This window comes from Erysipelothrix aquatica (genome assembly GCF_009828825.1).
In the GTDB taxonomy this organism is placed as follows: Bacteria; Bacillota_I; Bacilli_A; order Erysipelotrichales; family Erysipelotrichaceae; genus Erysipelothrix; species Erysipelothrix aquatica_A.
This window is the reverse complement of the sequence record NZ_WTTA01000002.1, coordinates 376,265-402,702: the sequence shown is the minus strand read 5'-3', so window position 1 is coordinate 402,702 and position 26,438 is coordinate 376,265. Positions and strand designations below refer to the sequence as shown.

Below are 26,438 nucleotides of genomic sequence, written 5' to 3'. Positions count from 1 at the left end.
TATCACAACTATCTATAATTAAACTAGATTTAAATAACAAATTTAAACATATAAGGAGAAAATGAAATGAAAAAGAAATTATTGATTCCCGCACTAATTATGGCAATGATGGTCCCAACTGCAGTTTTTGCAGACGGCAACGAAGCAACCAAAGCAACCTCGAATGTCGGTGTAGAATTCGTGGCAGAATCACCTACCGAACCAGTCAAGCCAGTTGATCCAACCGATCCAACAAAGCCTTTAGAACCTGAGGATGGTGGTGAAGGAACTGGAAATGTTGGATTCCTTACCATTGACTATGTACCTAATATTTCATTTGGTGAACAGAAACTGAACCGTAAAGTCACAACCATGAACTCAACGACTCAAAAACCATTTGTTCAAGTAACGGATGTTCGTGGAACAGGTCAAGGATGGAACCTTCAGGCAAGTCTTGGTGAATTTACAAACGGAACACACACGCTTCCCAATGCAAAGCTAACACTTGAAAATGGTGCAGTAAAGACAGGCGATAGCGTCGATAAAAATGCACCCATCACATCAAATAAGATCGAACTAACATCAAGCAAGGATAGTAACTATGTTGATATCATGGGCGCACAAGTAGACCACGGTATGGGTACATGGATTACAACATGGCTTGCACAAGACACCAAGTCTAATGACAAAGTAACGCTAAACCTTGATACGCGCGATGCGCGTGTTGGAACATACAACGCAACAGTGACTTGGAATCTAATCCAAACACCTTAATAACTACAAAGAAAAGCTACAGATCATCAGTCTGTAGCTTTCTTTTTTTAGTATTTTTGAAAGGAGAGTTTCTGAAATACTATGTTTTTAGTTTTTTGGTTTCTCTACACCGTATTCATACCATTTTAGAAGTGGGTTATAGCCACCAGGGATTGCTTCGTTTGTTTCAGGGTTGATAGCTTTTGAATCACCAGCTAAGATACCTGTTGCAGTTCCGCCAATTCCGATAACTAATAAGAGTACGATACATTTTGTAGGAGTCCAGTTACGTTTCTTGAGTAAGAAGTACATTAACATTGTTAAGAGTAATGGTAAAAGTTTTGGTAAGATTCCGTCCATAATTTTTTGAACGTTTGTTACCATATCACCATCAACTATTGAGATACGAATTTGTGTTGCACCGAAGATAGAAACCATCGCACCAACAATGAATACCCCTAGGATACCAGCTGCTCGTGTAAATTCTTTAGCATTTTCTGTAAAGACATCGATTGCTTGTGCACCAAGACGGTATGACATGTTCATTAACCAGAAACGAAGTGCAAATTGTACCACGTTAAAGATTAATAAGAACAAGATAGGACCCATAATCTGTCCACCAATTGCCATGTTAGCTGTGATACCAGCTGTAATAGGAACAAGTGTCATCCAGAATAGAGCATCACCAATACCTCCAAGAGGACCCATTGCAGCAACACGTACGGCACGGATTGTTGGGATATCAGCTTTGTTTTGTTCTAAGTTAAGAACAATACCCATAACAAATGTAACTAAGAATGGGTGAGTGTTGAAGAACTCAAGGTTATGCGTCATAGATGCTGAGAGGTCTTCTTTGTTTGTATGGATTTTTTCTAATCCAGGAAGAATACCATAGAGCCATCCAGCTGCTTGCATACGCTCATAGTTAAATGATGCTTGCAAGAAGAGTGAACGCCAAACCATTTTGTTGAGAGTTTTCTTGTCCAGCGGTTGTGCTGGAGTTAAATCTTTGTAGTGTGTTACATTAGATTCCATCTTCTTCACCTCCACCGAATGTTGCATTTTGTGTTAATTTACGTAGTTTTGTATTTTGTTGGAAGTCATAGATAGCAATAGCGCCACCGATCATTGAAAGGATGAGCAATGCTGCTCCTGAAAGTCCAGGAACCATGTTGACGATTGTAGCAAATGCGAAACCAAGGAAGAAGAATCCCCATAGTTCGCCAGATAGCATAATCTTCATCAAGATACCGAAACCAACATATTTCATCATACCACCAGCAACATCAAGACCAGCCATTAACCAGCTAAGGTTATAGGAAGCTTCTGCTAATTGTTTACCGATAACTTGTCCTGATAACATTCCAAGTAAAACGATAAATGCGAAGAGTGATCCTAAGATTGCCATTGAGATAATGTTAACGCGTGTAATTCCTGCTGGGTTTGCTTCTTCAGCAGCTTTATCAGCTAATGCCATCATTGGTGACATTAATGTAAATGTCAATGTAACAGCATATTGTCCGAATAAAGCAAATGGAACTGCTAAACCAACAGCTGCATCAGGTGCCATGTTTGATGAAATTGCAAACACAGTAGCCATGATACCACCGATAATTACGTTAGGTGGTTGTGCTCCACCAACAGGCATACTACCGATTGAGATTAATTGGTAAGTACCACCAACAACCATTCCGGCCTTAATGTCTCCGAGAATAGCACCAACAATTGTACATAATACGATTGGTTGATAGAGGGATTCTAGGAAACTAAATTGGTCGATCGCTGCGATAAATGTAACGATCATTACGAGAATGATTGGAATAATTCCAAAATCCATAATCTTTTCCTCCTTGAGTATTATTTAAATAATTTTGCGACGTCTTCAGAACCTTCCTGAGGAACGCGTCGGATTTCAAGCTCAACTCCAAGTTCTTGGAGACGTTTGAATGCAGCAACATCTTTGTCATCAACAGCGACAACAGTTGCTACTTGGCGTTTCCCCTCCGCCATGTGCATGTTCCCGATGTTTACCTTTTTAATAGGCACACCGCCCTCAACAAGTGTTAAGACATCTTGAGGTGATTCGCAAATGATAAAAATCATTTGACGATCGGATGCTTTGTGAATTGTATCAATTGTCTTTTGGAGTGACCAGTAACGTGTTTGTGCGTATCCTGGGGCTGCCATATCCATGAGACCTTGACGCATTTTGTTGGTTGAAACTTCATCATTAGCAACTAACAGTAAGTTAGCACCAATAACTCCTGACCATTGTGTTGCGACTTGTCCGTGGATGAGACGATTGTCAATTCGAGTTAAAACGATATTTGGCATAATTCATGCTCTCCTTTCATACCCATAAGAGATGTAAGCGCTCTTATAGTGTAATATTACAATAGATAGGTACATTTTTATTTGCATTATTTTACATATCCTTTGCACTTTTGATTAATCGGCTGTAATTATTTAATGAAAAAGCACAATGTTGTATAATAGAGCTATAGAGAGAAGTTTAGGTAGGTGAATTATGTATTTAAAGACAACAAGTCCACAGTTTCTTAAATTTGGTTCAATTGCTGAAGAACCGTCAGAATATGTATCACATCGTAGGATTATTGAAGGAAAGAATCCAGACTATCTAGAAGTTAGTGAAGTGCCAATTCGTATCGAGTTATTAGAAGGTATTGCGATCTTGGTAGTTCAGGAAGAGTTTGGAAGCCGCGAACAATTTGTTATCCACCGTCCAATTATGTTGAAAGAGAACACACCGTATACGGTTATTCCCTTAACACAAAGTGTCGTTGTGGATTTCTCATATCAAACACCGATGGCTCAAGAGCTAAAGCGGATCGACTTGCCCAACCAATTGGCATATGAGCCGATTCGGCCAAAGTTTGCTGTTACAGATATTTATTCATATTATTATAGTGTAAAAGGGAAAGACTATCACTTTGATGGCGAATCCCATTATTTCTGGGAATTAACGTATGTGGATACGGGAGAGTTAGGGGTTGAAGTGGATGGAATTGAGCACATTCTATCCAGCCAACAAATCATGCTTTATTTTCCGGGCCAATTTCATAAACAATATATTCGAGGCGATAAATCGTCATCTTATCTCACAATTATGTTCGATATGAATATTCGTACTAAGGATATGGCGCATCTCAAAAATCGAATCATTGACTGTACTCCAGAGTTGTATCAATTGACGGATAAATTCATTCGTCACTCGACCATCATGGAATCGCATAATGTTCCCTATTCACGCGATCTTATGGTTTCCTATCTCCAAGAATTAGTAATTCTTCTGATTCAGCTTGAGAATCAAGATCAAACAAAAGTCACGACCAACAATCCAATTCAAGAAAATTTTGAAAATGAGTTGATGAACGAAATTAGTACCTACATTCATAATAATATTTTCGAACCAATCTCGGTTGAAGATATCTGTGATCAGTTCTCAATTAGTCGCTCAACGTTACAAGGAATTTTTAAGAAGAATCTCAATATGCCACCCAAACAGTATATTAACGAGTTAAAAATGGCGAAAGCCCAGCACATGATTCTAGAAGAGCGCTATCCAATTACAGAAATTGCGTTAAAACTTGGTTTTAGTTCGATCCATTACTTTTCTCGCAAATTCAAAAAACGCTTTGGTTTAGCCCCCAGTGAATTCTCACAATCAATTTATAAAGAATCTATCGAATCAATTACAGAAGAAAATAAAAACGAGCACAAAAAAAGCTGAAGTCTTGAAGACTCCGGCTTTTTTAACGATCTAAAATATTGGTAATGCTATACATTGCAATTTCAACGACAGTATTATCACTGAGACGTACTTTTGCAAAGATTTTTTCATCATCGGTACTTACAAGTTTCCCGACAAATCCTCCAGCGAATACAATTTCTACTCCTGGTTTTAATTCATTAAGAATATCAGGCATACGGCTGTGTTGCTGCTTAATCTTACGCGCAGTTGTAATATAGTAAATGATTGCGAATGAAACTAAGAGCACTCCAACTGTTAAGCTTGAATATAAAACTACTGACATTGGTGTCATAGTTAGCCTCCCTAGATACCATCTCCATCAAAATCATCTTCTGATGTTTCTAAAACTAATTCAAAGAAATCAACTTGTGATGCTCCAGTTTCAACTAATGAACGTGAGAACGCTTGAACTTCAACATCTCCCATACGCATTAGACTTGCTTCTAATAACATCGCTAAGTTTGTTCCTGTTAAGACTTCAATGTTACTGAATGAAGCAGATAACATTGCGGATTCTTTAAAGGGTGTACCCCCTTTTAAATCTGTGAATACTAAGACCCCTTCGCCCGTATTAACACGTTCGATTGCTGCCTTTAAGTCTTCAGATAAAGCTTCCGGCGTTTTATCTTGGTTGAATGTTACAACCTCATATTGTTCTTGACGTCCAGCGATTAATTCGACTGCTGATGTTAAACCAGAAGCAAATTCGCCGTGTCCTGTTACAACGATACCGATCATTATTTTGTGCCTCCATTATGATATGGATAAATGATAACTCCTTGAACAACACGGTTTACAAGTCCTGATGGCCAAGGGTTGTCTGGTGATTTATTCAACTTGATTGATTGGTATAGTGAGAAGATTTGAGCATACATCACCATATTTAAACCAACAAGGTCCATATTCATAGTTTCATTATATTCGATGACTTCGTAGACATCAACTAAGTCTTTAATTTGTGAATCGTGACGTGTGTCAATAACCATAATTCTGTTTCCAGCACGTTGTCCACTCATTTCACGAATTAAATCGATTTGATATTTACGAACATATTCTGATTCTTTCATGTAAATGACAGTTAGTGTTTTGTCATTAACGATTGATTTTGGTCCGTGACGGAATCCAAGTGGTGAGTTGTGCATGGTTACTGTTTCACCAGCTGTAAGTTCTAACATCTTTAATGCACTTTCTTGGGCGAAACCGTTAAGGTCTGCATCTCCAAGATAAACGATGCGATCAAAATCAAAACTATCAACTGTGTCTTTGACAATTTCGAAACGGTCTGACTCGATATGTTTTCCTACACGTACAACTTCGTTGACTGCATCTGTGTAGCTCTCTAATTTATCAATGTTAAATGATAGGTAAGCTGCAAGGAACATATTTGAGAAGCTGCTTGTCATTGCGAATGATTGGTCATTGGTTTCTTTTGGTAATTTAATTGAGTAGATGTTTTCATCATCACGCAATGCTAATTTACCTTCGTGGTTACATGTAATGACTAAGTGTTTTGCATTTTTATTGACTTCATTAACAACATCTACTGCGGCAATGGATTCGGGTGAGTTACCTGAACGTCCAAATGACACAAGTAATGTAGGGCGTGTTGGATGAACATAGACTTCAGGAGTTACTACAATGTTTGTTGTTGCAACTGATTTAAAGTTGCGTCCATAAGCTGCTTGAAGGATTGGTGCAAGTGAGTTTCCAACAAATTCACTTGTTCCAGCTCCAGTAAAAATAACATCAAAATCTTCCTGGCCAGTAACTTGGTTAATGAACGCTTCAATTTCGGAACGTTTAGAAGTTACGATGTCCAAAGTCTTCAACCATGTTTCAGGTTGCTGTGCAATTTCATTTGCTGTATGGAAACCAGCAAGTGCTTCCCAATGGGCTTTATCTTGTTTAAACATATACAAATCTCCGTTTCTTATATTTTTTATCATCTCCATTATAGGATTGGAATGGGTGTGCCTCAACCAAATTGGTTAAAGATGCAAAAAGCAAACTGAAAAAGACAAATGAATTGGTGCTACACTATAAAATATAAGGTAGAATAGGTATATAGAGACGGAGAATCATCGAATGGCAAAAACAGAAGAAACTATGTTTATTGATTTTTTTAATAAGAATGTATATCTTGTCCCCAAGGATAAAGAGGCACTTGCAAAGGTATTTCAAAGCCGTTTTGCGATTACCTTAGCACTTGTCGTTGTAGTAAATGGACTGTTTTTTGATACACCAGCCTCATTGGTGTTTGGTCTTGCGACACTCATTATCATGGAAATCATTTATCGTAAACGTTTTTTGCAAGGACTCACAATTGTACCAAAAGAACGTTTTGTAATGAATGATAATCTAAAACCACAAGCACTAATGATGAATATTGGCTTGTATGCGTTGTTTGGTGTGCTGCTAACATATTATGCAATGACGGGTGTTTCTCAAGAGGCATCGAAATGGGGACTCCTAGCCCTCGGTGTTGGCTCTTTGGGTTTGAGTGGAACCTATTTGCTTACATATTTATCAAGTAAATAATCATGGGAAACCATGATTATTTTTTATATGCAAAATAAGCTATAATAGATGCATTATGTGGAGGATCTATGGAACATATTAGAATAATCGTTACAGATATTGATGGTACACTAATTTCGTCCGATGGAACACTGGATGAGACTACAAAAAAGGCCTTGATTAAGGCTCAACAAAAGGGAACACGTGTTGTTTTAGCGTCGGGAAGACCGACAAGCGGTATGCTTCCACTTGCAGCCGAACTCGATATTGCGAACTATGGCGGTATGATTGTTTCTTACAATGGAAGCAAGGTTCTAAATCCGGCAACTGATGAGGTTCTCTTTCATCAACCATTATCTCATGAAGAAGTACGTTCAATTATTGATCACCTCGAGCAATTTGACGTCAGTATGATGTTTGATGATGGAACCTATTTATACACGAATAACGAAAATGGGTATATGGTTCAACATGAAGCAGAAATGTGCTACCTAGAGCTTAAGCCAATTCAAGATTTACGCGAAGTCGCAACATTTACGTTAAGTAAGGTTTTAGTAAGTGCTACACCAGAATATCTGCAAGAGCATCACGACGCGCTTGTTGCACCGTTTTCAGGCAAACTCAATTGTGTCTTTTCCGCACCATTTTACCTCGAATATACAGCGCAGGGAATTGATAAAGGAAACGCGTTGGCTCAAGCATTAGAGCCTCTTGGGTACCATCCAGATGCGATGATTGGTTTTGGTGATGGTCATAATGATAAGTCGTTCTTATCCTATGTTGGTCATGCTATCGCAATGGGTAATGCAGTCGATGCAGTTAAAGATATGGCCCATTTTGTAACACGTTCCAACGACGAATCGGGAATCGCCTACGCACTTGAAACTTTAAAAATTATATAAAAGAGTTCACCACTGGTGAACTCTTTTATAATATCTTCTGATTTTGTAGAATCTTGCGATGGGCTGTCACAAGCGGATACGTATCCACAATTTCTTGAAGAGGCACAAAGAACCAATTGTGATCTCCAATATCTAACGAATCAACTTGATACGCTTCAATATTCCAATGTAAATGAGAAAACTTATGGATTAGTGTTGTGACAGGTTCCAAATCTTGGTGACCATCAATTTGTGGTAAACGGAAGAGACCTTCCATTAAACCATCATCGTGCTCATTCGAAATAAGCAATTTTCCATCTTTAACGAGGATAAAGACTGACTTATCATACGCTTTCACAGGTTTACTTTTGGGAATAAATGGAACTTGCCCAACGACTTCGCCACGCCAACAAGCACACATTTCCTCAAATGGACACCCTTCGCAGGTTGTGTTACTGGGAGTACATACAAGGGCCCCTAACTCCATTAATGCTTGATTGAATTCATTAGGATCCGCACCATCCTTAATAAGCTGTTCTTTAAGGAACGCATCAAAGACCTTATGAGCTGCTCGTGCATTCACGTTCTCGGTATAATTAAGATATCGTGCCATGACACGCTTAACGTTGCCGTCAATCACTATTTCTGGCAAGCTAAAAGCAATTGAGGCAATCGCACTAGAAGTGTAGTCACCGATGCCAGGAATACTCATAAGGGCCTGTTTATCCGCGGGCAGAACACCATCAAAATGTTCTACAACAAACTGTGCCCCCGCATATAAGTTACGAGCACGACGGTAATAACCCAATCCCTCCCACATTTTGAGGATTTCGTCAATATCAGCTGCCGCTAAATCTTGAACAGTAGGATACTTGGCGACCCATTTTTCATAGTAAGGGAGCATCGTTGCAATTTGTGTTTGTTGAGCCATGATTTCACTGACCCAAATTTTATAGGGATCACGCTCACGACGAAACGGCAAGTCTCGTTTATTCGCACGATACCATGTTATTAATCTATCTGTAAATGTCATGCGTATAGTATAGCCCATATTTTTGACTTTGGGTATTTGAACGCAAAAAAAGAAATGGACGGGAACCCATTTCTTTTAAGAGAGATAGTGCGTAACATCGTAGTGTGTTCTTCATAAGTGGTTAAGAAGGAAATTATGAAGTCATCTACGACGGATGCAGTAACAACTTATCTATTATTTGAAGTTGTTACTTACATAATACCTTTTTGTAAATTAAAAATCAACCAATTACCACCAATAACATTATGTGTAATTTTGGTATTCTATCATATTGTAAAGATAATGTGAAGAAACCTAACGAAGCGTCAGAAGTTCTTGAAAAGATGGTGAATTCTTGAAAAAATCATCACTTATTCAATTGCTAGGGTTAGAATTCAACGGTGAGTATGATACGATTGTTAAGTAGAGGTAATGATAAATGGCAAAGCGAAGACGTTACAGAATTAATTATAAATTTGCGATTCCGTTTGTATTATCAATCCTGCTGATTGTGGGCTTAGGTATCCATTTTGTAAGTGGTTTGTTCCCAAAATATCCAAGTCATCTCAAAAACGTGGATTCTGATAATAAGCAAATAGGAACACAGTTAAACGACTTACAAACAATGGATCAGGGGTATTTTGCATACCATTATCCAAAGACTGGATATAAGTCAGCGGATACATTTGTGGAGGATGTGCTTAAAAACACTCAAACACGGAATCAAGAAACATTCAAAGATAGTGAGCGTAAGGACATTGAGTTTCTTCAGGACTATGCTGTTTCAACATTCAAAGATAAATATCTAAGTGTAACCTTTTATCAACAACTTGATGGTGCCCTAACCAATGTCGAAAGCCGCGTTTTTGACATGAAATTGGATAAAGAAGTCAGTCCGATAGATTTACTTGTCGATAAAGCCGATCGCAAAGTCATGAGTGATTATCGAAAGATTTTGGAACCAGTAATGTCTCGTAATCAAGTAATCGCATCCTCAACGTTGGATGGGAAAACAAATTGGCTCCTCAATGATCAGAAAATGTGTCTGTTTTCGAATGATCGTAAAGTCGAGTACGATTTAAAAGAGTCAGCCCATTTTTTTAATGAACCACCGTTTGAAACTGATAAGACTGCAGCCGATGTTCCATCTGCCTATCTTGATCAAGGAATCGATGGTAATGAGAAATTAATCGCATTCACATATGATGATGGACCTCATGGTGAGAATACTTTGGCGCTGATTGATTTGTTTGCTAGCTATAATGGCAAAGCAACATTCTTTACTGTTGGGAGCAGAGTGGCAAGCTATCCAGACATTGTGAAACAAATTCTTGATTCCGGAAATCAAATTGCAAGTCATACACTTTCACATCCAAACTTAAATAAAGCGACACCGGAGCAAATCCAACAAGAAATTGCGAGTACGGAGCAGGCTATCCGAGATGCTTCAGGGTATGATGGTCAAATTATGGTACGCCCACCATACGGAAATGCGAACGAGTATGTTCGCGAAAATTCAGATGTTACATTCATTAACTGGTCGATTGATTCAAATGACTGGCGTTATAAAGATGGCAAATCAGTCTGTGATACAGTGGTAGAATATGCACATGATGGTGGAATTGTCCTTATGCACGATTTGTATTCAAGTACTGTTGAAGGGTCTAAATGTGCGCTTGAAAAATTGTCGGCGGAAGGGTATAAATTCGTTACAGTCGAGGAATTACTCAAATCACGTAACATTCCAATTGAACCAAAGAAAATTTACTATAACGCATAAAAAAAGGCACTTGACGTTCGTCAAGTGCCTTTTGATCTACTAGAATGTTGCTTCTTGTGAGTTGTTTGGGTAACCATAGTTGTTCATGTGGTCATCACCAGGACTTACTAAGAAGAAGATAAATACGAATTGTCCAATAACTGGAATCATATTTACGAGTAGGTACCAAGCAGATTTATTGGTGTCATGTAGACGACGAACTTGCATCGATATTGTCCCAAGGAAAATGATTGCTTGAATAACGATGACAGCTGCACCTAAGAGTGTAGGTAATTTAACAACCAATCCAATTAATCCAACAGCAACTCCAAAGAGTGCTGCAAAGAGATAAATGTATAAGATTGTAAACCAGAATTCACGACGTGATGTGCGACCATCCATGATTGCCATGTTAGCTACAAATTTCTTTAAATAGTTCATAAGTTTTCCCCCTTTATTGTCCTATTCTATAATATCCGCGATCAGAAAAACAGTAATATGTATACAATATTTAAAAATTTATGAGAATATGAAAGTATGTGCCGAAAATGTATAGGCTTTTTTCAACGACGCGTGTATCTTTCGATGGTATAATAAAGCAAAGAGGTATTGTATGAAACATGTGTTTTCACGGGAAGAAAAATCAATTTTATGGATACAGATACTCGTATCTGTAGTTTTAATCGTTATTGGGGTCCTTTTTATTTATCGTGATAACCTCATGTGGTCGCTTATCTATCTCGCCATCCGGATTGCGTTGATTGCATCGTTTGTGGTTTCGATTTATCAAAGTATCCGGAATCGAAATGTCTTTAATGGGTTGATTGGATTAGGTGCATTGGGGCTTTTTATACTGCTGGGATTAACGGAGTATCTCTATATCGAGATTATTGCAATCATTTTTGGGATGTGGGCAATGTTTAACGCAGCAGTCCATGGACTTGAACTTTATGTAAAAATTAAGGACAACGAACCCGGGAAGTTTGGAAAGATTATTGCATTTCTAATTTCATTTGGCATGGGTTTATTACTGATTTTTAGTGGTGTTCAAAACCGTTTTATTATTAATTTACAAGTTGGATCGTATATTATTTTATACGGCATAGTAGAAGGTTTTTCGGCAGTTCAAGTACTTTTCCACAATAAAATTAAGATTAGTTTTTCTTTGCCTGTATTCTTTGCTGCATTAATTCCGAATTTTTTAATAAAGAGCATTAATCGTATTGAGTTGGAAAATCCAGGCAGTTTTTCCAGCGAAGTTGAACCATCAACGGGTACAATGTTATCAGTATATCTTTATGCTAAAGATGAAGGACATAGCCGAATTGGGCACCTTGATATAGGATATCGCGGTAGTATTTATTCGTATGGAGCTCATGATAACTTCAACCGTGCAAAATCAATGGCATATGGCGATGGTGTCATGATTATCGGGAGTGAAAAAGACTTTGTTCAATATGCAGTTGATACAGGAACAACGGTTTTTCGTTTCTTTATTCATTTAACGCAAGAACAAGCGAGCCAAATAGAAGCACGAATTGACACAATTCTAGAAGATGCGTTTTACTATGATTATCCTTATCAGGAGGATACTGAAGGTGAAAACTATTTAACGCGTCTACGCCAGGCCAATCTAAAAGTAGATTTCTACAAGTTTAAGCGCGGTAAATTCAAGACATACAATGTATTTACGACCAATTGTGTGCTTGTCGCGGATCAAATTATTGAATCGAGTGGAATGCGACTAATACAAATAAGTGGTGTTGCAACTCCGGGTGCTTACTATGAATACCTTGAAAGCCAACTCAAGAAACCTGGTTCAGGTGTAATTCAGAAAAAAATATATACATCAAAGAGCTCGTAGGAGCTTTTTTTATTGAAATCCAAACCATATTGGTGCGTCAAAAAGCAAGGTCATAACGAACCCAAAAGTGATAAATGGAACAAAGGGGATGGTATCACGCATTGAACGACGACGCATGGCAATGAGTAAAATGGAGCAACCGGTAGCACTCATCACCGCGATTACAAGTGTGATGTAGAATGAAACTAAGTTTAGATAAAGTGCACAAATGAGGAGCAAAATAACATCACCAAAACCCATATACTTATTATTTTTTAATACGATTAATAATAGGGGGACAACACAGGTTAAGAAGATGAAGTGGTTTTGGGATAAGGGATTTATTACACGATGAAGCAGTGATATCACGAAGCAGATGAGTAGGTGTTGGTTCAATATACAATAGGTATAAGTGTCAATTAAACTCATCAACACGAGGACAACTATAAACAAACCGTGGGCTATCCAAACAAACCATGGAATGTCCATTTCCATCAAACGACGGAAAATCAAGAACAGGTTGAATGCCATGAAAATAAAGACTGAGAAATGTCGTTGAACCTGAAACCGATTGTTGATTGCGTGGATAATGTGGAATCCCCAACACCACACTAAAAATGTCAGGAATAAGCAAAAAATAGAAGTTAATACAGATTTCATTGATTTCACCTCTATCTTATAAATAGAGGAAGCTGTCAATAAATCCTAAAAAAGCAGAGGTTATTCTCTGCTTTCATATTTCATAACTATTTTGTTGGCTGCTTCCAGATTCATAGGTTGTGTTTGTGTTAGCTCGATCACGATTGCGTCGAGATATTCAGTCGGCGCACCGGCTTGAAGAGCGAGTGATCGTGCATGAAGTGCCATGTGTCCTTTTTGAATGCCGTCAGTCGTTAATGCATAGATGGCTGCGAAGTTTTGAGCAAGACCGACACTCGCAATCATCATCATGAGTTCTTGAGCATTCTCAAATTTCATAATTTTACGTGCTAATTGAGCTTTTGGATGAATGCCCATCGAACCACCAACCGAACCAATTGGCATCGGTAAAGTTATAGATCCAAGGATATCACCATTATCGGCTACAGCCCATTTCGTTAAGGGTTGATATGTTCCTGAAAGTGAAGCGTAGCTGTGAACTGCAGCTTCGATTGCCCGCCAATCATTGCCACTTGCCAAGACGACAGCATCAATGCCATTCATAATCCCTTTATTATGTGTTGCTGCTCGATATGGGTCTACCATCGCAAGATCGGATGCCTGTTTAATGCGTGAGGCAATCAGATCGGAGTGTTTAAGTGTGCCTGGATTTAAACGTACGGAAGCATGAACAACGGATTCCGTTGTAAGGTTTGATAAAATCCCCATTAAGGCATCTGTCCCAAATGTTTCGGCTAAGGACCCTTTTACAGCTTCCAACATTGTATTTATCATATTTGCACCCATGGCTTCTTGTGTATCTACAATTAAATAGACAATCAGGAAGTGTGTTTTATCGGGATTCATCACATACTTGGTCTCTATTTTGTGAAGTCCACCGCCTCTTTTCACAATTGAAGGGTAAGCAGTGTGGGCGATATGCTGTAATTCTGAGAAATTATTCTCAATATAATGCATCATTTCATGTGGATTTTCGGGATTAGCAAATGCAATTTGCCCACGCATGAACCGACTCTCTACATGACTCGATATACCGCCGTTACGTTGAAATATCTTTGCTGCATTACTTGCAGCGGCAATTACAGAAGGTTCTTCTGTGACCATTGCCATCACGACATCTTTTCCATTAATAAGAAATCCAGGGGCAACACCCATTGGAAGTTCATAGGTTGTAATTGCATTTTCAATCATATTGTCATAAACAGATTCCGGTAAAGGCGTATCCAAGGTTACGTCGTAACGCTCGTCTTGAACAAGTACGGCTTTTCGAGCTGCAATATCTTTCTTATAATACTTTGTATACATGTGAATCACCTCATAGATTAAGAATAACTTATCACAATGAAATTGCAAGCAAACTCTACCGCTTCTTAACACAGTTTTGGTATGATGAAGACAGACAAAAGGAGAGATTCTATGAAAGCAAATAAAGTTTCAATAATTGGTGCAGGTTTTGTTGGTTCAACCACTGCATTTGCGTTAATGAATAGTAATGTCGTATCCGAAATTGTAATTGTTGATATCAACAAAGATAAAGCGAAAGGTGAGGCAATGGATCTGGATCAAGGTCAAGTATTTGTTTCTCCCGTAAAGGTTGTAGCTGGTGATTATCCGGAGACAGCAGGTTCTGATATCGTAATTATCACCGCAGGTTTGGCACAAAAACCTGGGGAAACACGGATTGATCTTGTAAACCGTAATATTGAAATCTATAAGCAGTTAATTCCAAGTATCGTTGAGTACAATCCAGATGCAATTCTCTTGGTTGTTTCGAATCCAGTTGATATTTTGGCGCAAATAACCTACCAACTTTCAGGTTTCCCAGCGAATCGCGTTATTGGTTCAGGAACAGTTCTTGATACCGCGCGTTTCCAATCAATCTTAGCAAACAAATTTGCTGTCGATCCTCGTAATATCCACGCGAACATTATTGGTGAGCATGGTGACAGTGAGATTGCTACATGGTCACTCGCGACAATTGCAGGACTCACAATCGAGCAGTATTCACGCAATATGAATATCGAATTTGATGACGCAATGCGTGATCAAATTACACATGATGTCAAAACTGCTGCATACGAAATTATTGATCGTAAGGGATATACCAATTATGCGGTCGCACTTGCAGTAACACATATCGTGAAAGCAATTCTTCGTGATGAAAAATCAATCCTAACCGTTTCTTCATTACAAAGTGGTGACTATGGAATTGAAGATGTTTATATTTCAGTACCAACAGTCGTTGGTCGCCAAGGCGTTCTTAATACCGTTGAAGTTCCGTATAGCACAAACGAAGTGTCAGCACTTCGAGAATCTGCAGATATGCTTAAAGAAATTATCAACCAATCAAATCTATAAAGTATACGAATAGTCCGCCGTTATGGTGGGCTATTTTCGTAGTGGAGCACACGTGCAAATCTTAACCAAGGGTGATGAACACGAGAAAAACAGAGCAAATTGCTTGAAAACAGAACTTTTTTCGTCTGTAAACGCACTCATGATTGCATTTTCTACACTTTTACTACGAATTCGTGTATAATAGACCAGTTGTAGAAAAGGAAAATGTAATATATGAAAAAAATAATAAACATAGCAGTTATTGCTCACGTTGACGCTGGTAAAAGTACACTCGTAGATGCGATGTTAAAGTCCGCAGGTGTATTTCATGAGAATCAAGTGGTCGTGGACCAAGTTATGGATAGTGATGATATCGAGCGTGAGCGTGGTATTACAATCTATTCCAAAAACTGTAGTGTCGAATATGGCGACATTAAAATCAATATTGTGGACACACCAGGACATGCTGACTTCTCAAGTGAAGTTGAGCGTATCATCAAAACTGTTGATACAGTTATCTTAATTGTTGACAGTGCAGAAGGACCAATGCCACAAACACGTTTTGTTCTAAACAAAGCGCTTGAAAATGGTTTAAAACCAATCTTATTAATTAATAAAATTGATAAACAAGACCGTCGTGTTGAAGAAGTCATTGAAGAAGTTTACGAACTCTTTATGGATCTTGACGCAACCGACGAACAACTCGAATTCCCAATTCTTTACGGAATTACGAAGAAACAAATTGTTCAAAGATCATTAGATCAAGATGCTACAAACATCAAAGATCTCTTTGATACCATTGTTGAACATACACCACTTTACCCAGATTATGATAATGATCCACTTCAATTCCAAGTATCATCATTAGCCTATGACGAATACGTTGGACGTCTTGGAATCGGCCGTATCACTAAAGGTCAAGTTAAAAAAGGACAACAAGTAGCAGTTGTTGACAATAATGGAAATGTTAAACGTCAATCAATTTCAAAAGTCTATGTCTATGAAGGTCTAAAACGTGTGGAAACACAAGTAGCATACGCAGGTGACATTGTCATGGTTGCTGGTATCGATGATATCTCAATCGGAAACACATTAAATAATGTTGATCATATCGATCCATTGCCACCAATTATTATTGAAGAACCAACACTATCCATGAACTTCATGGTTAATGCATCACCATTCGCAGGTCGTGATGGAAAATACGTCACATCCCGTAACATTAAAGAACGTCTTGAGAAAGAACTTGAAGTTAACGTGGGATTACGTGTTGATGATACGGGATCAGCAGATTCATTTAAAGTCTCTGGTCGTGGGGAACTTCACTTATCAATCCTTATTGAAAACATGCGTCGTGAAGGATACGAGCTTGCAATTTCAAAACCACAAGTTATTACGCAAATCATTGATGGCAAGAAACACGAACCAATCGAAACTGTAATTATCGAAGTACCAGAAGCATATTCGGGAACAATGATCAGCCAAATTAGCCTTCGTCAAGGAGAAATGACTGACATGACTGAAGACCGCGGTATGGTTAAACAATACTGGCGAGTTCCAACACGTGGTTTAATTGGTTTCCGTGGAGACTTTATTAACTCAACACGTGGGGAAGGTACAATGGTTCGCCAATTCTTTGGTTACGAGCCATATAAAGGTGCTATCCAACAACGTCAAAACGGTTCGATGGTTTCAACAGAACAAGGTGTCTCAATGGCATACTCAATCTTTAACCTTCAAGAACGTGGCCAATTCTTTATTGGTGCACAAACAGATGTCTATGAAGGAATGATCGTCGGAATTGCCGCACGTGATACTGACATGGATGTTAACCCAACAAAAAACAAAAAACAAACAGCGATTCGTAGTTCAGGACGTGATGAAGCTATGAAACTTACACCACCAGTCCAACTAACACTTGAATATGCACTTGAGTTCATTCGTGATGATGAATTAGTCGAGGTCACACCTCTAAATATTCGTCTACGTAAACGTTTCCTAAAACCACACGAACGTAAAGCTGCAATCCGAAACGTACAAGAATAATTAATGAGAGAGGTGTCGTACTATGGCATTGGATAACCAACCACTAAAATATACGTTGCTGAAAACTGAAAAAGATACAGGTGCTCGACTCGCATCCATTGAAACGCCACACGGCGTTGTGCAAACGCCAATGTTTATGCCAGTTGGAACACTTGCAACTGTAAAATTCTTATCACCTGAAGATTTATACAATATTAATTCTCAAGTGATTTTGAGTAATACATATCACTTATGGCTCCGTCCTGGATCAGATATTGTTAAAGAAGCGGGTGGATTGCATAAATTTATGAATTATGACGGACCTATCCTCACGGATAGTGGTGGATTCCAGGTCTTCTCTTTAGGAAAAATTCGGAAAATTGTGGAGGAAGGTGTTCATTTTAAGAATCATCTTAACGGTGACGCGCTCTTCTTAACTCCAGAAATTTCAATTCAAGTCCAAAACGATTTAGGAGCAGACATCATCATGAGTTTTGATGAATGCCCCCCATATCCTGCAACTTATGAGTACATGAAAGAAAGTATCGAACGAACTGTTCGCTGGGCAAAGCGTGGTCAAGAAGCACACCAACGCCCACATGATCAAGCACTCTTTGGAATTTGCCAAGGTGGAGAATTCTCGGATCTTCGGGAATGGCATGCCAAACAACTTGTTGATATGGACTTCCCAGGATACTCAATTGGAGGAACCAGTGTTGGCGAACCCAAAGATGTCATGTATAAAATGATTGAAGATACTATCAAACATTTGCCTGAAGACAAACCGCGATACTTGATGGGAGTTGGGAGTGTTGACGGATTGTTTGAAGGAGTATTACGTGGTGTTGACATGTTTGATTGTGTGTTACCAACACGTATTGCACGTCATGGTGCTGCGATGACAAGTGTCGGACGTATCAACATGAAGAGTGTAAAATATGAACGTGATTTCTCACCGCTCGATGCAAATTGTGATTGTGAGGCATGTACTAAATACTCTAAAGCCTACTTACGTCATTTAATGCGTACAAACGAAGGTCTCGGAATGCGTTTACTGTCTATTCATAACTTACGTTACTTATTAAAACTGATGGAAGATATTCGAGAAGCAATTAAAGACGATCGTCTCCTTGCACTTCGTGATGAAGTCTATGAAGCGTATGGAATTGCGGATGGAAGTAACACTTCTGGTTTCTAATTCAGAAAAGCTTTGACACAACGTGTCGAAGCTTTTTTATTGCTAGAAGAAGGGGGAATACCCACATATTAAAAACGCATACATATTCTATTGAATCTAATGAATATAATGTTATAACGTTTATATAGGAGGATTCACTATGAATGCATTAATGACATTTTTGGAAGCTAAAATTATGCCTTATGCGACAAAAATCAGCGGACAGCGCCACATGTCCGCAATCCGTCATGGAATTATTGCTACGCTTCCATTAACGATTGTAGGATCGTTTTTTACAATTTTGTTGAATATTCCCGTACCCGAAATTGCTGCGGTCATCGAACCGTACAAAGCAATGCTTGATATACCTTTCCGATTTACAGTTGGAACGATGTCGCTATATTGTACCTTTACCATTGCGCAACATTTGGCAGGAACGTATCAATTGGACAAAGTTTCAACGGGTTTACTTGCTATTTTGGCCTTTCTCATTTCGACAGTTGAACCAGTCCATGTTACACAAGCTGTCGATGGTGTCATTGGATCAGGCCGTTACATCAATATTGGAGCCTTGGGCTCTTCATCGTTATTCGCAGCCATTGTCACGTCGATAATTACTGTTGAGATTTTCCGTTATATGAAGGCAAAAGATTGGACAATAAAAATGCCAGATGGTGTTCCACCCGAAGTCACAAACTCATTCATTGCGCTACTTCCAACTGCAGTGGTAATTCTATTCTTCTAGACGATACGCTATCTCTTAGGCTTTGATATTAATGGTTTTCTCACCACAATCCTAATGCCGTTGAAAGGCCTATTAACAGGAAACAGCTTAATTGGTGGATTACTTACAGTATTCTTAATCTGTATTTTCTGGGTAATGGGAATTCATGGTCCTGCTATTTTAGGCCCTATTATTCGTCCATTCTGGGATATGTCGATCGCTGAAAATATGGAAGCGTTCACTAATGGCGTACCTGCATCGCAATTACCCAATATATTTACAGAACAGTTTATTCAATGGTTTGTTTGGATTGGTGGATCCGGGGCAACGTTGGCTCTGGTCGTTCTCTTTATGTTCTCAAAATCTAAATATTTGAAGCAATTAGGAAAACTATCGATACTTCCAGGGCTCTTCAATATTAACGAACCCATTATTTTTGGAGCGCTAATTGTCATGAACTCAATTCTCGCAATTCCATTCATTGTTGCACCATTAGTTATGACAACAGTTTCATCTATCTTCTTAAAACTTAATTTGATTCCAATGATGGTCGCGAAGCTACCATTCACCGTGCTCTCGCCAATTGCAGCCTGGATTAGTACTGATTGGACAATCATGGCGGCAATCTTGGTAATTATAAACTTTGTAATCTCGTTACTCATATACTACCCATTCTTTAAAGTATTCGAGAAACAACAGCTAGAACGTGAGCTCGAAGCAATTACGGAGACATCAGAAGAGTAAAAAACCGCTATTAAGCGGTTTTTTTATCGTTCAATTTTAATTGTACCTCAGTTAAAAACTCGGACTCATTTTGGGTGTAGCGGTTATCGATACGATAAATTTCAAAAGGACGATTGTCGGATGTATAGCCGTGCTCATGTGCAACATTAATAATTTTCTTCAAATTAGTAACACTCTTTTTGTACGATCCTTGATAGAAAATAGAGATATAGGTACCGGCCGGAAGGATAAAATCATAATCGTCAGTTTCTTCATCACCAATGAAAAATACCGATTGCATAGTGTTTAAGATTCCTTGATTTGCATCATCATAAGAAGGAATGGCGCCAATGTCTAAATCCCCTAATTCATCTAATTCTTCTTGGTGTTTCCTGTGTAGTTGTTTAATCACAAAGTCAGTTTCTTCATCGCTTCGCATTTGTGATTCGAGCTCATAACCGTAGCGAATAGGATATTCTTTGATGGTGATCGTGGTGGCGTCTAAATGATGGTAATGACGCAGCATATCACTACGATAGTTTAGTGATTCATAGATTTCATTTAGTTTTGATATTTCCGCTTTGACGCGTTTTTTCTCGGTTTCATAGAGTGTAATTGTATGGCTGAGTGAAAAAGCATCTAAATAGTCTTTAATCTGTTCAGTGGAAAAATCTAAGGCCAAGAGATCACGAATGATGTTGAGGATGAAAATATCATTAAGAGAATAATAACGGTAATTGTTGTCCCCACGTTGCGGTGTAATCAGTCCTTTAGTTTCATAATAACGAATAGAATCTACTCCAATACCGTATAACTGCGAAATTTCTTTGATCGTATAAAGTTGCTTCATGGGCATCCTCCAAAGTTCTTCATTTGACTCTAGTATAGTACTAGGGTTTAAAATGGTCAATATATAGAAAAAGGAGAAATACAATGTTTCGCAATAAAGAAAATAGGAAGACTGTTGGGGCAATGTTACTAGGATCTCTGATCCTATCATTCGGTCTTTATAATATTCACCAACCCCTACAAATCACCGAAGGTGGTGTCATTGGTGGGATTCTACTCATCAACCACTGGACAGGGATTAACGCTTCCTACATTTCCTTTGCATTGGATCTATTGTGTTATGCTTTTGCATTCAAATTCTTAGGTCTCGACTTCATTAAAAAATCGGCGATTACATCATTTTTTGTGGCTGCGTTTTTAAGGATGTGGGAACTTCAACCTCCATTAATTACCCATCTATTTACGAATCAGTTCATTGCTGCAATTGCTGCAGGGATGTTTGTGGGTGTTGGGGTCGGAATTATTGTTCGGAGTGGTGGTTCAAGCGGTGGAGATGACGCACTTGCACTCATTATCTCAGAACGTACAGGCTGGAAGCTTGCGAAAGCGTACATGATTACCGATTTTTCGGTGCTGATTCTATCGTTATCGTATATACCGATGTCCCGAATAGTTTACTCATTAATCACGGTAACCGTATCATCGGTCTTAATAGATATGATTAGTACCTACCGTGTTCAACCAATCAAAACAACTATTCCCCAAACTTAGTGAGATTGTGTGTTAACACATATTTCGCTCAATTTACACATAAATAATGCATAATGGGGTTACGGAGGTGGTAACGATGTCCAAAAAATTTAGACAAACGCAGACCCCAAAAGTAGTGCCAATTGTAACGTTATTGGCCGTAGATAAAGAAGGAAACGTCCTTCTCGCAAAAAACGACCGCGGGGTATACTCGCTACCCAATATAGAATTAAAACAAAAGCAAACATTAGAGAGTTCAGTCCGTATGGATATGAAAGACGTGCATAATTTGGAAGTAGGAACTTTATCACTAATGAATGAGTATTCAGATTCCGAGTTTAGTCCAAGTAAGTGGCTCGTGGAAGTTCATACGATTTACTATACTGAAGATTTTGAACCAAATGGCAGTCAAACTTTTTATCCAATGTATGATGTTCCAGAAAACATTGATGCATTTTCAAAACGTGTTATTTGCAAGTATTATGATGATGTCCAAAAATCATTCATGGATTACATTCGAGTCCATGGCGACTTATACTAAATCCAAAAGCTCGAGGTTCATGAACCCCGAGCTTTTTTTACGTTAAAGATTTGACAATAAATTCATTTAAACGATACAATGCACACAGGAGAACACACGATGGAAAAAACGTACCGAATAAAAAAAATACTCAACAATAACGTTGTGAGTGCCATGAGTGGACTCCAGGAAGTTATTATCGTTGGGATGGGTGTTGGCTTTCAGGGGAAAGTTCATGCCAAAGTTGATAACCGAAAAATTGAAAAAGTCTTCGAACTCAAACAAGAAGACGTTTTAAAGACGTCTCAGCTTGTTCGGGACATTCCTGAAAGTATGTTCTATGACATGTATCGTCTGATTGATAATGTGTCGAAGCAAACTCGAATCAATTTGGATGCTCATGCGTATGTAACGTTGATTGATCATATTAATTTTGCGATGGAACGTCATCGAAGTGGTCAAGATATTAAAAACTTGATGAACTATGATCTTCAAATTCTATATGGTGATGAGTTTCAATTTGGCACTCGATTACTAGAATTGGTTAACACGAAGTATCAAATAGAGATGCCTGACGATGAAATTGGATTCCTTACAATGCACATTGTGAATGGTGCGAATGCAGATATTAAGAACCAATCGTCAATTCTAACAGACACGGTTTTAAATTGTTTGAATATTGTTAGGGATTACTATTTAATTTCATTAAAACTTGAAGAAGCAGCAACACAACGAATCACGATACATATAAAAATGCTCGTCCAACGGGCGCTAAGTGACACACAAATTGACTTCGAAGAAAATATCTTGTACAATGTTATTGAAGAATTTGATAGTGCTTACAGATGTTCGCTACAAATTCAGGAATACATTGAAAATCGTTTAAAGAAAAAACTAAACCCACAAGAACTTGTCTATCTTACAATTCATCTAAATCGTTTGGAGATGATGAATAAAGGCAAGTGAGGATTTGTTACCGGAATTATGGGCAAGCCTCTCAAGTGCGTCTTTTATGGCGTCTTGGGAGGCTTTTTATGTTTTCTTCTTTAAACCCCATTTCAAAGGAGGAGAGAAGATGGGAAAATATCAAAATGACGCACGTGATTTACTCAAACACGTGGGTGGCAAGGATAATATTGGGGCTGTAACACACTGTGTTACACGTATGCGCTTTGTACTGAATCATCCTGATCAAGCTGAGATTGAAGCAATCGAGAAGATTCCGGCAGTTAAAGGGACCTTTACACAAGCGGGTCAATTTCAAGTTATCATTGGTAATGATGTCGATCTTTTCTACAATGATTTTGTAGAGATATCAGGAGTTGAAGGAACCACAAAGGAAGGTGTCAAAACATTAGCCAAAACCAACCAGGGTAAAGTTCAACAACTCATGAGCAACTTGGCAGAAATCTTTGCGCCACTTATTCCTGCATTGATTATTGGGGGATTAATTCTTGGATTTAGAAATATTCTTGAGGGTGTTACCTGGGGCGAGTGGGGTAGAATCGTCGATAACTCGCAGTTTTGGGCAGGAATTAACCACTTCTTGTGGCTCATTGGAGAGGCAATCTTCCAATTCCTTCCAGTAGGAATCACATGGTCAATTTCACGGAAGATGGGAACAACCCAAATTCTAGGAATTGTTTTAGGGATTACTTTAGTTTCACCACAATTGATGAATGCCTATGAGGTAGCTGGAGCAACTTCAATTCCATTCTGGGATTTTGGGTTTGCACAAGTTCAAATGATTGGGTACCAAGCTCAAGTTATTCCCGCAATGCTTGCTGGATTTACCTTGGTCTATCTGGAACGCTTCTGGAAGAAAATCATTCCAAGTGCTGTTTCGATGATTTTTGTTCCGCTGTTCGCATTAGTACCTGCGGTCTTAATTGCACACGTTATTTTAGGTCCTATTGGATGGACAATCGGTTCATGGATTTCGAATGTCGTCTACTCGGGTCTAACATCATCATTTAGAATTCTCTTTGCAGGAATCTTTGGTTTCTTCTATGCACCCCTAGTCTTAACGGGATTACATCACATGAGTAACGCGATCGATATGCAGCTCGTTAATGATTTTGGCGGAACACTCTTATGGCCAATGATTGCGTTTAGTAATATTGCTCAAGGTAGTGCTGTTCTTGGAATTTGGTGGCTTCACAGAGGAAATACTGAAGAAGAACAAGTGTCGATTCCTTCGATCATTTCAGCATATCTAGGTGTTACTGAACCTGCGATGTTCGGAATAAACTTAAAGTATAACTATCCATTTATTGCAGCAATGATTGGATCATCAATTGCAGCTGTGATCTCAGTTGGGTTTGGATTAATGGCAAACTCAATAGGTGTTGGAGGATTACCAGGATTCTTGTCATTTAACATTGACCGTTGGCCATTGTTCTTTATAATTGCCTTCGTTGTCATTGTTGTTCCATTTGTTATTACTGTTGCATACGGCAGAAAGGTTGAGGGCAATGCAAAATAAGTTACCAGTAGTTTATCAAATTTATCCAAAGTCATTCTATGATACGAATGGTGACGGTATTGGTGATGTCCAAGGGATTATTGAAAAGTTAGATTATCTCCAATATTTAGGTATCGATATGATTTGGCTTACACCTATCTTTACCTCGCCACAGCGAGACAATGGATACGATGTTGCGGACTATCTTGCGATTGATCCTGTATTCGGGACCATGGAATCTGTTGAAGTGTTGATCGAAGAAGCGAAGCGCCGCAATATTGGAATCATGTTTGATATGGTTTTAAACCATACATCAACAGAGCATGCATGGTTCAAACGAGCACTTGAAGATCCGCAATATCGAGATTTCTATTTCTTCCGTGAGAAACCAACAAATTGGGAATCAAAATTTGGTGGGAATGCGTGGGAGTACATTGAATCACTCAATCTGTATTACTTACATCTTTTTGATGTGACTCAGGCGGATTTGAATTGGGAACACGAACCTGTTTTCCAAGCACTCGTTGATGTTGTAAATTTCTGGTTGGATAAAGGCATCCAAGGGCTTCGTTTTGATGTTATAAATCTGGTATCAAAACCAGATCCAGATTTATTTGAAGATGACCATGAAGGGGATGGACGTCGATTCTATACTGATGGTCCGCGTATTCACGAACACCTTCACCGCTTAAATCAAGAAACTTTTGGAAAATATCCCAATATCACCACCGTCGGTGAACTCTCATCGACTGATGTTCACAATGGTGTTGCCTATGCGGCACCCAAAAACCAAGAGTTATCCACAATCTTCAATTTTCATCATCTAAAAGTGGACTACAAAGATGGAAAAAAATGGGAGCTGATGCCATTTGATTTCTTGCAGTTTAAGACATTAATGAAGACGTGGCAAGATGCGATGGCAGCAAGCAATGCGAACATGTCATTGTTTTTAAACAATCATGATCAACCGCGCTCGGTGTCGCGTTTTGGAAATGATCGTGAATACCCATTCGAATCTGCAACCGCGTTAGCAACCGCGATGCAATTAATGCGAGGAATGCCTTATATTTTCCAAGGTGAAGAGATTGGGTTGCCAAACGCGTACTTTGATACAATCGATGATTATCGCGATGTAGAGTCAATTAATTACTATGAAATTCTCAGAGCATCAATGACGGATTCTGAAGCACTCGAAATACTCAGACAGCGGTCACGAGACAACTCACGAACACCGATTCCTTGGGATGATACAATGCATCATGGCTTTACGACAGGAACACCGTGGCTTGGATTAACAAAATATCCGAAGGTTCAAACAGTTGCGGATAACCTTAGTAATCCCAATTCAGTCTTTCATTATTATCGAAAACTGATTGCCTTACGGAAAACGTCGCGCATCATTGAATCTGGATCGATAACATTTGAAGCGATGCACCATCCCGAACTGATGATCTATACCCGCGAATACAACGGGGAAACAATCGTAGTGGTCATTAATTTCTATGGTCATACGGTTGCATACCAACCTAAAGAAAACATCAAAGAAATATTACTTTCCAATGTGGGACGTACGACTTTAGCGACACCCTGTGAATTGAAACCGTATGAGGCATGTGTTTACACGCTTGTAGCATCATGCTAGGTATCGCATGATACATCGCAAAATGTCATTGCAATTTCATAATAATTAGTCGTTAACGTATCTATTGGGCGTGAATAAATGATAAAATAGATACACGAGCGGAAACAATCA

At 38.7% G+C, this 26,438-nt stretch carries 25 protein-coding genes and 1 pseudogene; 15 read left to right on the top strand and 11 right to left on the bottom strand.

What is annotated here, in order from left to right:
* Nucleotides 1–66: 66 nt before the first annotated feature.
* The gene (locus tag GVV22_RS05190) at nucleotides 67–753 is read left to right on the top strand and encodes a WxL domain-containing protein (protein ID WP_159649073.1); all 687 of its coding nucleotides are present in this window, start codon (nucleotides 67–69) and stop codon (nucleotides 751–753) included.
* A gap of 87 nt (nucleotides 754–840) precedes the next feature.
* Here the strand turns inward: GVV22_RS05190 and GVV22_RS05185 are convergent, their stop codons facing one another.
* The 3 genes from GVV22_RS05185 to agaV are packed head-to-tail and all read right to left on the bottom strand — an operon-like array spanning nucleotide 841 to nucleotide 3,066.
* Nucleotides 841–1,767, bottom strand: coding sequence for a PTS system mannose/fructose/sorbose family transporter subunit IID (locus tag GVV22_RS05185; RefSeq protein WP_159649072.1), 927 nt, complete (start codon nucleotides 1,765–1,767; stop codon nucleotides 841–843).
* Entirely contained in the window at nucleotides 1,757–2,569 is an 813-nt protein-coding gene (locus tag GVV22_RS05180; protein WP_159649071.1) for a PTS mannose/fructose/sorbose/N-acetylgalactosamine transporter subunit IIC, read from the bottom strand. Before GVV22_RS05180 ends, GVV22_RS05185 begins: the two co-directional genes overlap by 11 nt.
* A gap of 20 nt (nucleotides 2,570–2,589) precedes the next feature.
* Nucleotides 2,590–3,066, bottom strand: a complete 477-nt coding sequence (gene agaV, locus GVV22_RS05175; RefSeq protein WP_159649070.1) for a PTS N-acetylgalactosamine transporter subunit IIB — start codon at nucleotides 3,064–3,066, stop codon at nucleotides 2,590–2,592.
* 193 nt (nucleotides 3,067–3,259) lie between these two features.
* Between agaV and GVV22_RS05170 the strand changes: the two genes are divergently transcribed.
* Nucleotides 3,260–4,483, top strand: coding sequence for a helix-turn-helix domain-containing protein (locus tag GVV22_RS05170; protein ID WP_159649069.1), 1,224 nt, complete (start codon nucleotides 3,260–3,262; stop codon nucleotides 4,481–4,483).
* A 22-nt stretch (nucleotides 4,484–4,505) separates the two neighbouring features.
* On the opposite strand, the gene GVV22_RS05165 is transcribed toward GVV22_RS05170, so the two are convergent.
* The 3 genes from GVV22_RS05165 to GVV22_RS05155 are packed head-to-tail and all read right to left on the bottom strand — an operon-like array spanning nucleotide 4,506 to nucleotide 6,417.
* Nucleotides 4,506–4,796 (bottom strand): preprotein translocase subunit YajC, encoded by a 291-nt coding sequence (locus GVV22_RS05165; protein ID WP_159634578.1) that lies wholly within the window; start codon nucleotides 4,794–4,796, stop codon nucleotides 4,506–4,508.
* Between the two features lie 11 nt (nucleotides 4,797–4,807).
* Nucleotides 4,808–5,242: a PTS galactosamine/N-acetylgalactosamine transporter subunit IIA gene (gene agaF, locus GVV22_RS05160; protein ID WP_159649068.1), complete on the bottom strand. Its 435-nt coding sequence runs from the start codon at nucleotides 5,240–5,242 to the stop codon at nucleotides 4,808–4,810.
* Nucleotides 5,242–6,417: an SIS domain-containing protein gene (locus GVV22_RS05155; protein WP_159649067.1), complete on the bottom strand. Its 1,176-nt coding sequence runs from the start codon at nucleotides 6,415–6,417 to the stop codon at nucleotides 5,242–5,244. Before GVV22_RS05155 ends, agaF begins: the two co-directional genes overlap by 1 nt.
* A 172-nt stretch (nucleotides 6,418–6,589) precedes the next feature.
* On the opposite strand from GVV22_RS05155, the gene GVV22_RS05150 reads away from it, so the two are divergent.
* Nucleotides 6,590–7,042, top strand: coding sequence for a hypothetical protein (locus GVV22_RS05150; protein WP_159649066.1), 453 nt, complete (start codon nucleotides 6,590–6,592; stop codon nucleotides 7,040–7,042).
* 68 nt (nucleotides 7,043–7,110) lie between these two features.
* Nucleotides 7,111–7,923, top strand: coding sequence for a Cof-type HAD-IIB family hydrolase (locus GVV22_RS05145; protein WP_159649065.1), 813 nt, complete (start codon nucleotides 7,111–7,113; stop codon nucleotides 7,921–7,923).
* A gap of 25 nt (nucleotides 7,924–7,948) precedes the next feature.
* On the opposite strand, the gene mutY is transcribed toward GVV22_RS05145, so the two are convergent.
* Entirely contained in the window at nucleotides 7,949–8,953 is a 1,005-nt protein-coding gene (gene mutY / locus GVV22_RS05140) for an A/G-specific adenine glycosylase (RefSeq protein ID WP_236261922.1), read from the bottom strand.
* Between the two features lie 400 nt (nucleotides 8,954–9,353).
* Here mutY and GVV22_RS05135 point away from each other — a divergent pair, with 400 nt between their 5' ends.
* Nucleotides 9,354–10,694: a polysaccharide deacetylase family protein gene (locus GVV22_RS05135; RefSeq protein WP_159649064.1), complete on the top strand. Its 1,341-nt coding sequence runs from the start codon at nucleotides 9,354–9,356 to the stop codon at nucleotides 10,692–10,694.
* Between the two features lie 39 nt (nucleotides 10,695–10,733).
* Here the strand turns inward: GVV22_RS05135 and GVV22_RS05130 are convergent, their stop codons facing one another.
* The gene (locus GVV22_RS05130; protein ID WP_159649063.1) at nucleotides 10,734–11,114 is read right to left on the bottom strand and encodes a DUF805 domain-containing protein; all 381 of its coding nucleotides are present in this window, start codon (nucleotides 11,112–11,114) and stop codon (nucleotides 10,734–10,736) included.
* A gap of 172 nt (nucleotides 11,115–11,286) precedes the next feature.
* Between GVV22_RS05130 and GVV22_RS05125 the strand changes: the two genes are divergently transcribed.
* Nucleotides 11,287–12,537 carry a hypothetical protein gene (locus tag GVV22_RS05125; protein ID WP_159649062.1) on the top strand — a complete coding sequence of 417 codons (1,251 nt, stop codon included), beginning with the start codon at nucleotides 11,287–11,289 and terminating at the stop codon, nucleotides 12,535–12,537.
* Nucleotides 12,538–12,546: 9 nt separating this feature from the next.
* On the opposite strand, the gene GVV22_RS05120 is transcribed toward GVV22_RS05125, so the two are convergent.
* Together GVV22_RS05120 and GVV22_RS05115 are read right to left on the bottom strand one after the other, a co-directional pair.
* Nucleotides 12,547–13,176, bottom strand: coding sequence for a prepilin peptidase (locus tag GVV22_RS05120; protein WP_159649061.1), 630 nt, complete (start codon nucleotides 13,174–13,176; stop codon nucleotides 12,547–12,549).
* Between the two features lie 60 nt (nucleotides 13,177–13,236).
* Nucleotides 13,237–14,481, bottom strand: a complete 1,245-nt coding sequence (locus tag GVV22_RS05115) for a hydroxymethylglutaryl-CoA reductase, degradative (RefSeq protein WP_159649060.1) — start codon at nucleotides 14,479–14,481, stop codon at nucleotides 13,237–13,239.
* A gap of 111 nt (nucleotides 14,482–14,592) precedes the next feature.
* On the opposite strand from GVV22_RS05115, the gene GVV22_RS05110 reads away from it, so the two are divergent.
* From GVV22_RS05110 to GVV22_RS05095, 4 genes and pseudogenes are all read left to right on the top strand, one after another.
* The gene (locus GVV22_RS05110) at nucleotides 14,593–15,534 is read left to right on the top strand and encodes an L-lactate dehydrogenase (RefSeq protein WP_159649059.1); all 942 of its coding nucleotides are present in this window, start codon (nucleotides 14,593–14,595) and stop codon (nucleotides 15,532–15,534) included.
* 213 nt (nucleotides 15,535–15,747) lie between these two features.
* Complete coding sequence (gene typA, locus GVV22_RS05105; protein WP_159649058.1) at nucleotides 15,748–17,559, top strand: translational GTPase TypA; 1,812 nt, start codon at nucleotides 15,748–15,750, stop codon at nucleotides 17,557–17,559.
* Nucleotides 17,560–17,587: 28 nt separating this feature from the next.
* Nucleotides 17,588–18,736 (top strand): tRNA guanosine(34) transglycosylase Tgt, encoded by a 1,149-nt coding sequence (gene tgt / locus GVV22_RS05100; RefSeq protein ID WP_407925787.1) that lies wholly within the window; start codon nucleotides 17,588–17,590, stop codon nucleotides 18,734–18,736.
* Between the two features lie 139 nt (nucleotides 18,737–18,875).
* A pseudogene (locus tag GVV22_RS05095) lies at nucleotides 18,876–20,183 on the top strand (PTS sugar transporter subunit IIC).
* A gap of 10 nt (nucleotides 20,184–20,193) precedes the next feature.
* Here the strand turns inward: GVV22_RS05095 and GVV22_RS05090 are convergent.
* Entirely contained in the window at nucleotides 20,194–21,012 is an 819-nt protein-coding gene (locus tag GVV22_RS05090; RefSeq protein ID WP_159649057.1) for a MerR family transcriptional regulator, read from the bottom strand.
* Nucleotides 21,013–21,095: 83 nt separating this feature from the next.
* Here GVV22_RS05090 and GVV22_RS05085 point away from each other — a divergent pair, with 83 nt between their 5' ends.
* From GVV22_RS05085 to GVV22_RS05065, 5 genes are all read left to right on the top strand, one after another.
* The gene (locus GVV22_RS05085) at nucleotides 21,096–21,722 is read left to right on the top strand and encodes a YitT family protein (protein ID WP_159649056.1); all 627 of its coding nucleotides are present in this window, start codon (nucleotides 21,096–21,098) and stop codon (nucleotides 21,720–21,722) included.
* A 76-nt stretch (nucleotides 21,723–21,798) separates the two neighbouring features.
* Nucleotides 21,799–22,242 carry a hypothetical protein gene (locus tag GVV22_RS05080; protein WP_159649055.1) on the top strand — a complete coding sequence of 148 codons (444 nt, stop codon included), beginning with the start codon at nucleotides 21,799–21,801 and terminating at the stop codon, nucleotides 22,240–22,242.
* 99 nt (nucleotides 22,243–22,341) lie between these two features.
* Nucleotides 22,342–23,187 carry a PRD domain-containing protein gene (locus tag GVV22_RS05075; protein ID WP_159649054.1) on the top strand — a complete coding sequence of 282 codons (846 nt, stop codon included), beginning with the start codon at nucleotides 22,342–22,344 and terminating at the stop codon, nucleotides 23,185–23,187.
* 109 nt (nucleotides 23,188–23,296) lie between these two features.
* Nucleotides 23,297–24,706, top strand: a complete 1,410-nt coding sequence (gene treP, locus GVV22_RS05070; protein ID WP_159649053.1) for a PTS system trehalose-specific EIIBC component — start codon at nucleotides 23,297–23,299, stop codon at nucleotides 24,704–24,706.
* Nucleotides 24,696–26,327: an alpha,alpha-phosphotrehalase gene (locus GVV22_RS05065; RefSeq protein ID WP_159649052.1), complete on the top strand. Its 1,632-nt coding sequence runs from the start codon at nucleotides 24,696–24,698 to the stop codon at nucleotides 26,325–26,327. The genes treP and GVV22_RS05065 overlap by 11 nt, the downstream gene beginning before the upstream one ends.
* The last annotated feature ends 111 nt before the right edge of the window (nucleotides 26,328–26,438 follow it).

What these genes read in the sequence shown, in the direction of transcription:
- GVV22_RS05190 (WP_159649073.1), top strand. Translation starts at nt 67, where the DNA reads ATGAAAAAGAAATTATTGATTCCCGCACTAATTATGGCAATGATGGTC.
- GVV22_RS05185 (WP_159649072.1), bottom strand. Translation starts at nt 1,767, where the DNA reads ATGGAATCTAATGTAACACACTACAAAGATTTAACTCCAGCACAACCG.
- GVV22_RS05180 (WP_159649071.1), bottom strand. Translation starts at nt 2,569, where the DNA reads ATGGATTTTGGAATTATTCCAATCATTCTCGTAATGATCGTTACATTT.
- agaV (WP_159649070.1), bottom strand. Translation starts at nt 3,066, where the DNA reads ATGCCAAATATCGTTTTAACTCGAATTGACAATCGTCTCATCCACGGA.
- GVV22_RS05170 (WP_159649069.1), top strand. Translation starts at nt 3,260, where the DNA reads ATGTATTTAAAGACAACAAGTCCACAGTTTCTTAAATTTGGTTCAATT.
- GVV22_RS05165 (WP_159634578.1), bottom strand. Translation starts at nt 4,796, where the DNA reads ATGACACCAATGTCAGTAGTTTTATATTCAAGCTTAACAGTTGGAGTG.
- agaF (WP_159649068.1), bottom strand. Translation starts at nt 5,242, where the DNA reads ATGATCGGTATCGTTGTAACAGGACACGGCGAATTTGCTTCTGGTTTA.
- GVV22_RS05155 (WP_159649067.1), bottom strand. Translation starts at nt 6,417, where the DNA reads ATGTTTAAACAAGATAAAGCCCATTGGGAAGCACTTGCTGGTTTCCAT.
- GVV22_RS05150 (WP_159649066.1), top strand. Translation starts at nt 6,590, where the DNA reads ATGGCAAAAACAGAAGAAACTATGTTTATTGATTTTTTTAATAAGAAT.
- GVV22_RS05145 (WP_159649065.1), top strand. Translation starts at nt 7,111, where the DNA reads ATGGAACATATTAGAATAATCGTTACAGATATTGATGGTACACTAATT.
- mutY (WP_236261922.1), bottom strand. Translation starts at nt 8,953, where the DNA reads ATGGGCTATACTATACGCATGACATTTACAGATAGATTAATAACATGG.
- GVV22_RS05135 (WP_159649064.1), top strand. Translation starts at nt 9,354, where the DNA reads ATGGCAAAGCGAAGACGTTACAGAATTAATTATAAATTTGCGATTCCG.
- GVV22_RS05130 (WP_159649063.1), bottom strand. Translation starts at nt 11,114, where the DNA reads ATGAACTATTTAAAGAAATTTGTAGCTAACATGGCAATCATGGATGGT.
- GVV22_RS05125 (WP_159649062.1), top strand. Translation starts at nt 11,287, where the DNA reads ATGAAACATGTGTTTTCACGGGAAGAAAAATCAATTTTATGGATACAG.
- GVV22_RS05120 (WP_159649061.1), bottom strand. Translation starts at nt 13,176, where the DNA reads ATGAAATCTGTATTAACTTCTATTTTTTGCTTATTCCTGACATTTTTA.
- GVV22_RS05115 (WP_159649060.1), bottom strand. Translation starts at nt 14,481, where the DNA reads ATGTATACAAAGTATTATAAGAAAGATATTGCAGCTCGAAAAGCCGTA.
- GVV22_RS05110 (WP_159649059.1), top strand. Translation starts at nt 14,593, where the DNA reads ATGAAAGCAAATAAAGTTTCAATAATTGGTGCAGGTTTTGTTGGTTCA.
- typA (WP_159649058.1), top strand. Translation starts at nt 15,748, where the DNA reads ATGAAAAAAATAATAAACATAGCAGTTATTGCTCACGTTGACGCTGGT.
- GVV22_RS05090 (WP_159649057.1), bottom strand. Translation starts at nt 21,012, where the DNA reads ATGAAGCAACTTTATACGATCAAAGAAATTTCGCAGTTATACGGTATT.
- GVV22_RS05085 (WP_159649056.1), top strand. Translation starts at nt 21,096, where the DNA reads ATGTTTCGCAATAAAGAAAATAGGAAGACTGTTGGGGCAATGTTACTA.
- GVV22_RS05080 (WP_159649055.1), top strand. Translation starts at nt 21,799, where the DNA reads ATGTCCAAAAAATTTAGACAAACGCAGACCCCAAAAGTAGTGCCAATT.
- GVV22_RS05075 (WP_159649054.1), top strand. Translation starts at nt 22,342, where the DNA reads ATGGAAAAAACGTACCGAATAAAAAAAATACTCAACAATAACGTTGTG.
- treP (WP_159649053.1), top strand. Translation starts at nt 23,297, where the DNA reads ATGGGAAAATATCAAAATGACGCACGTGATTTACTCAAACACGTGGGT.
- GVV22_RS05065 (WP_159649052.1), top strand. Translation starts at nt 24,696, where the DNA reads ATGCAAAATAAGTTACCAGTAGTTTATCAAATTTATCCAAAGTCATTC.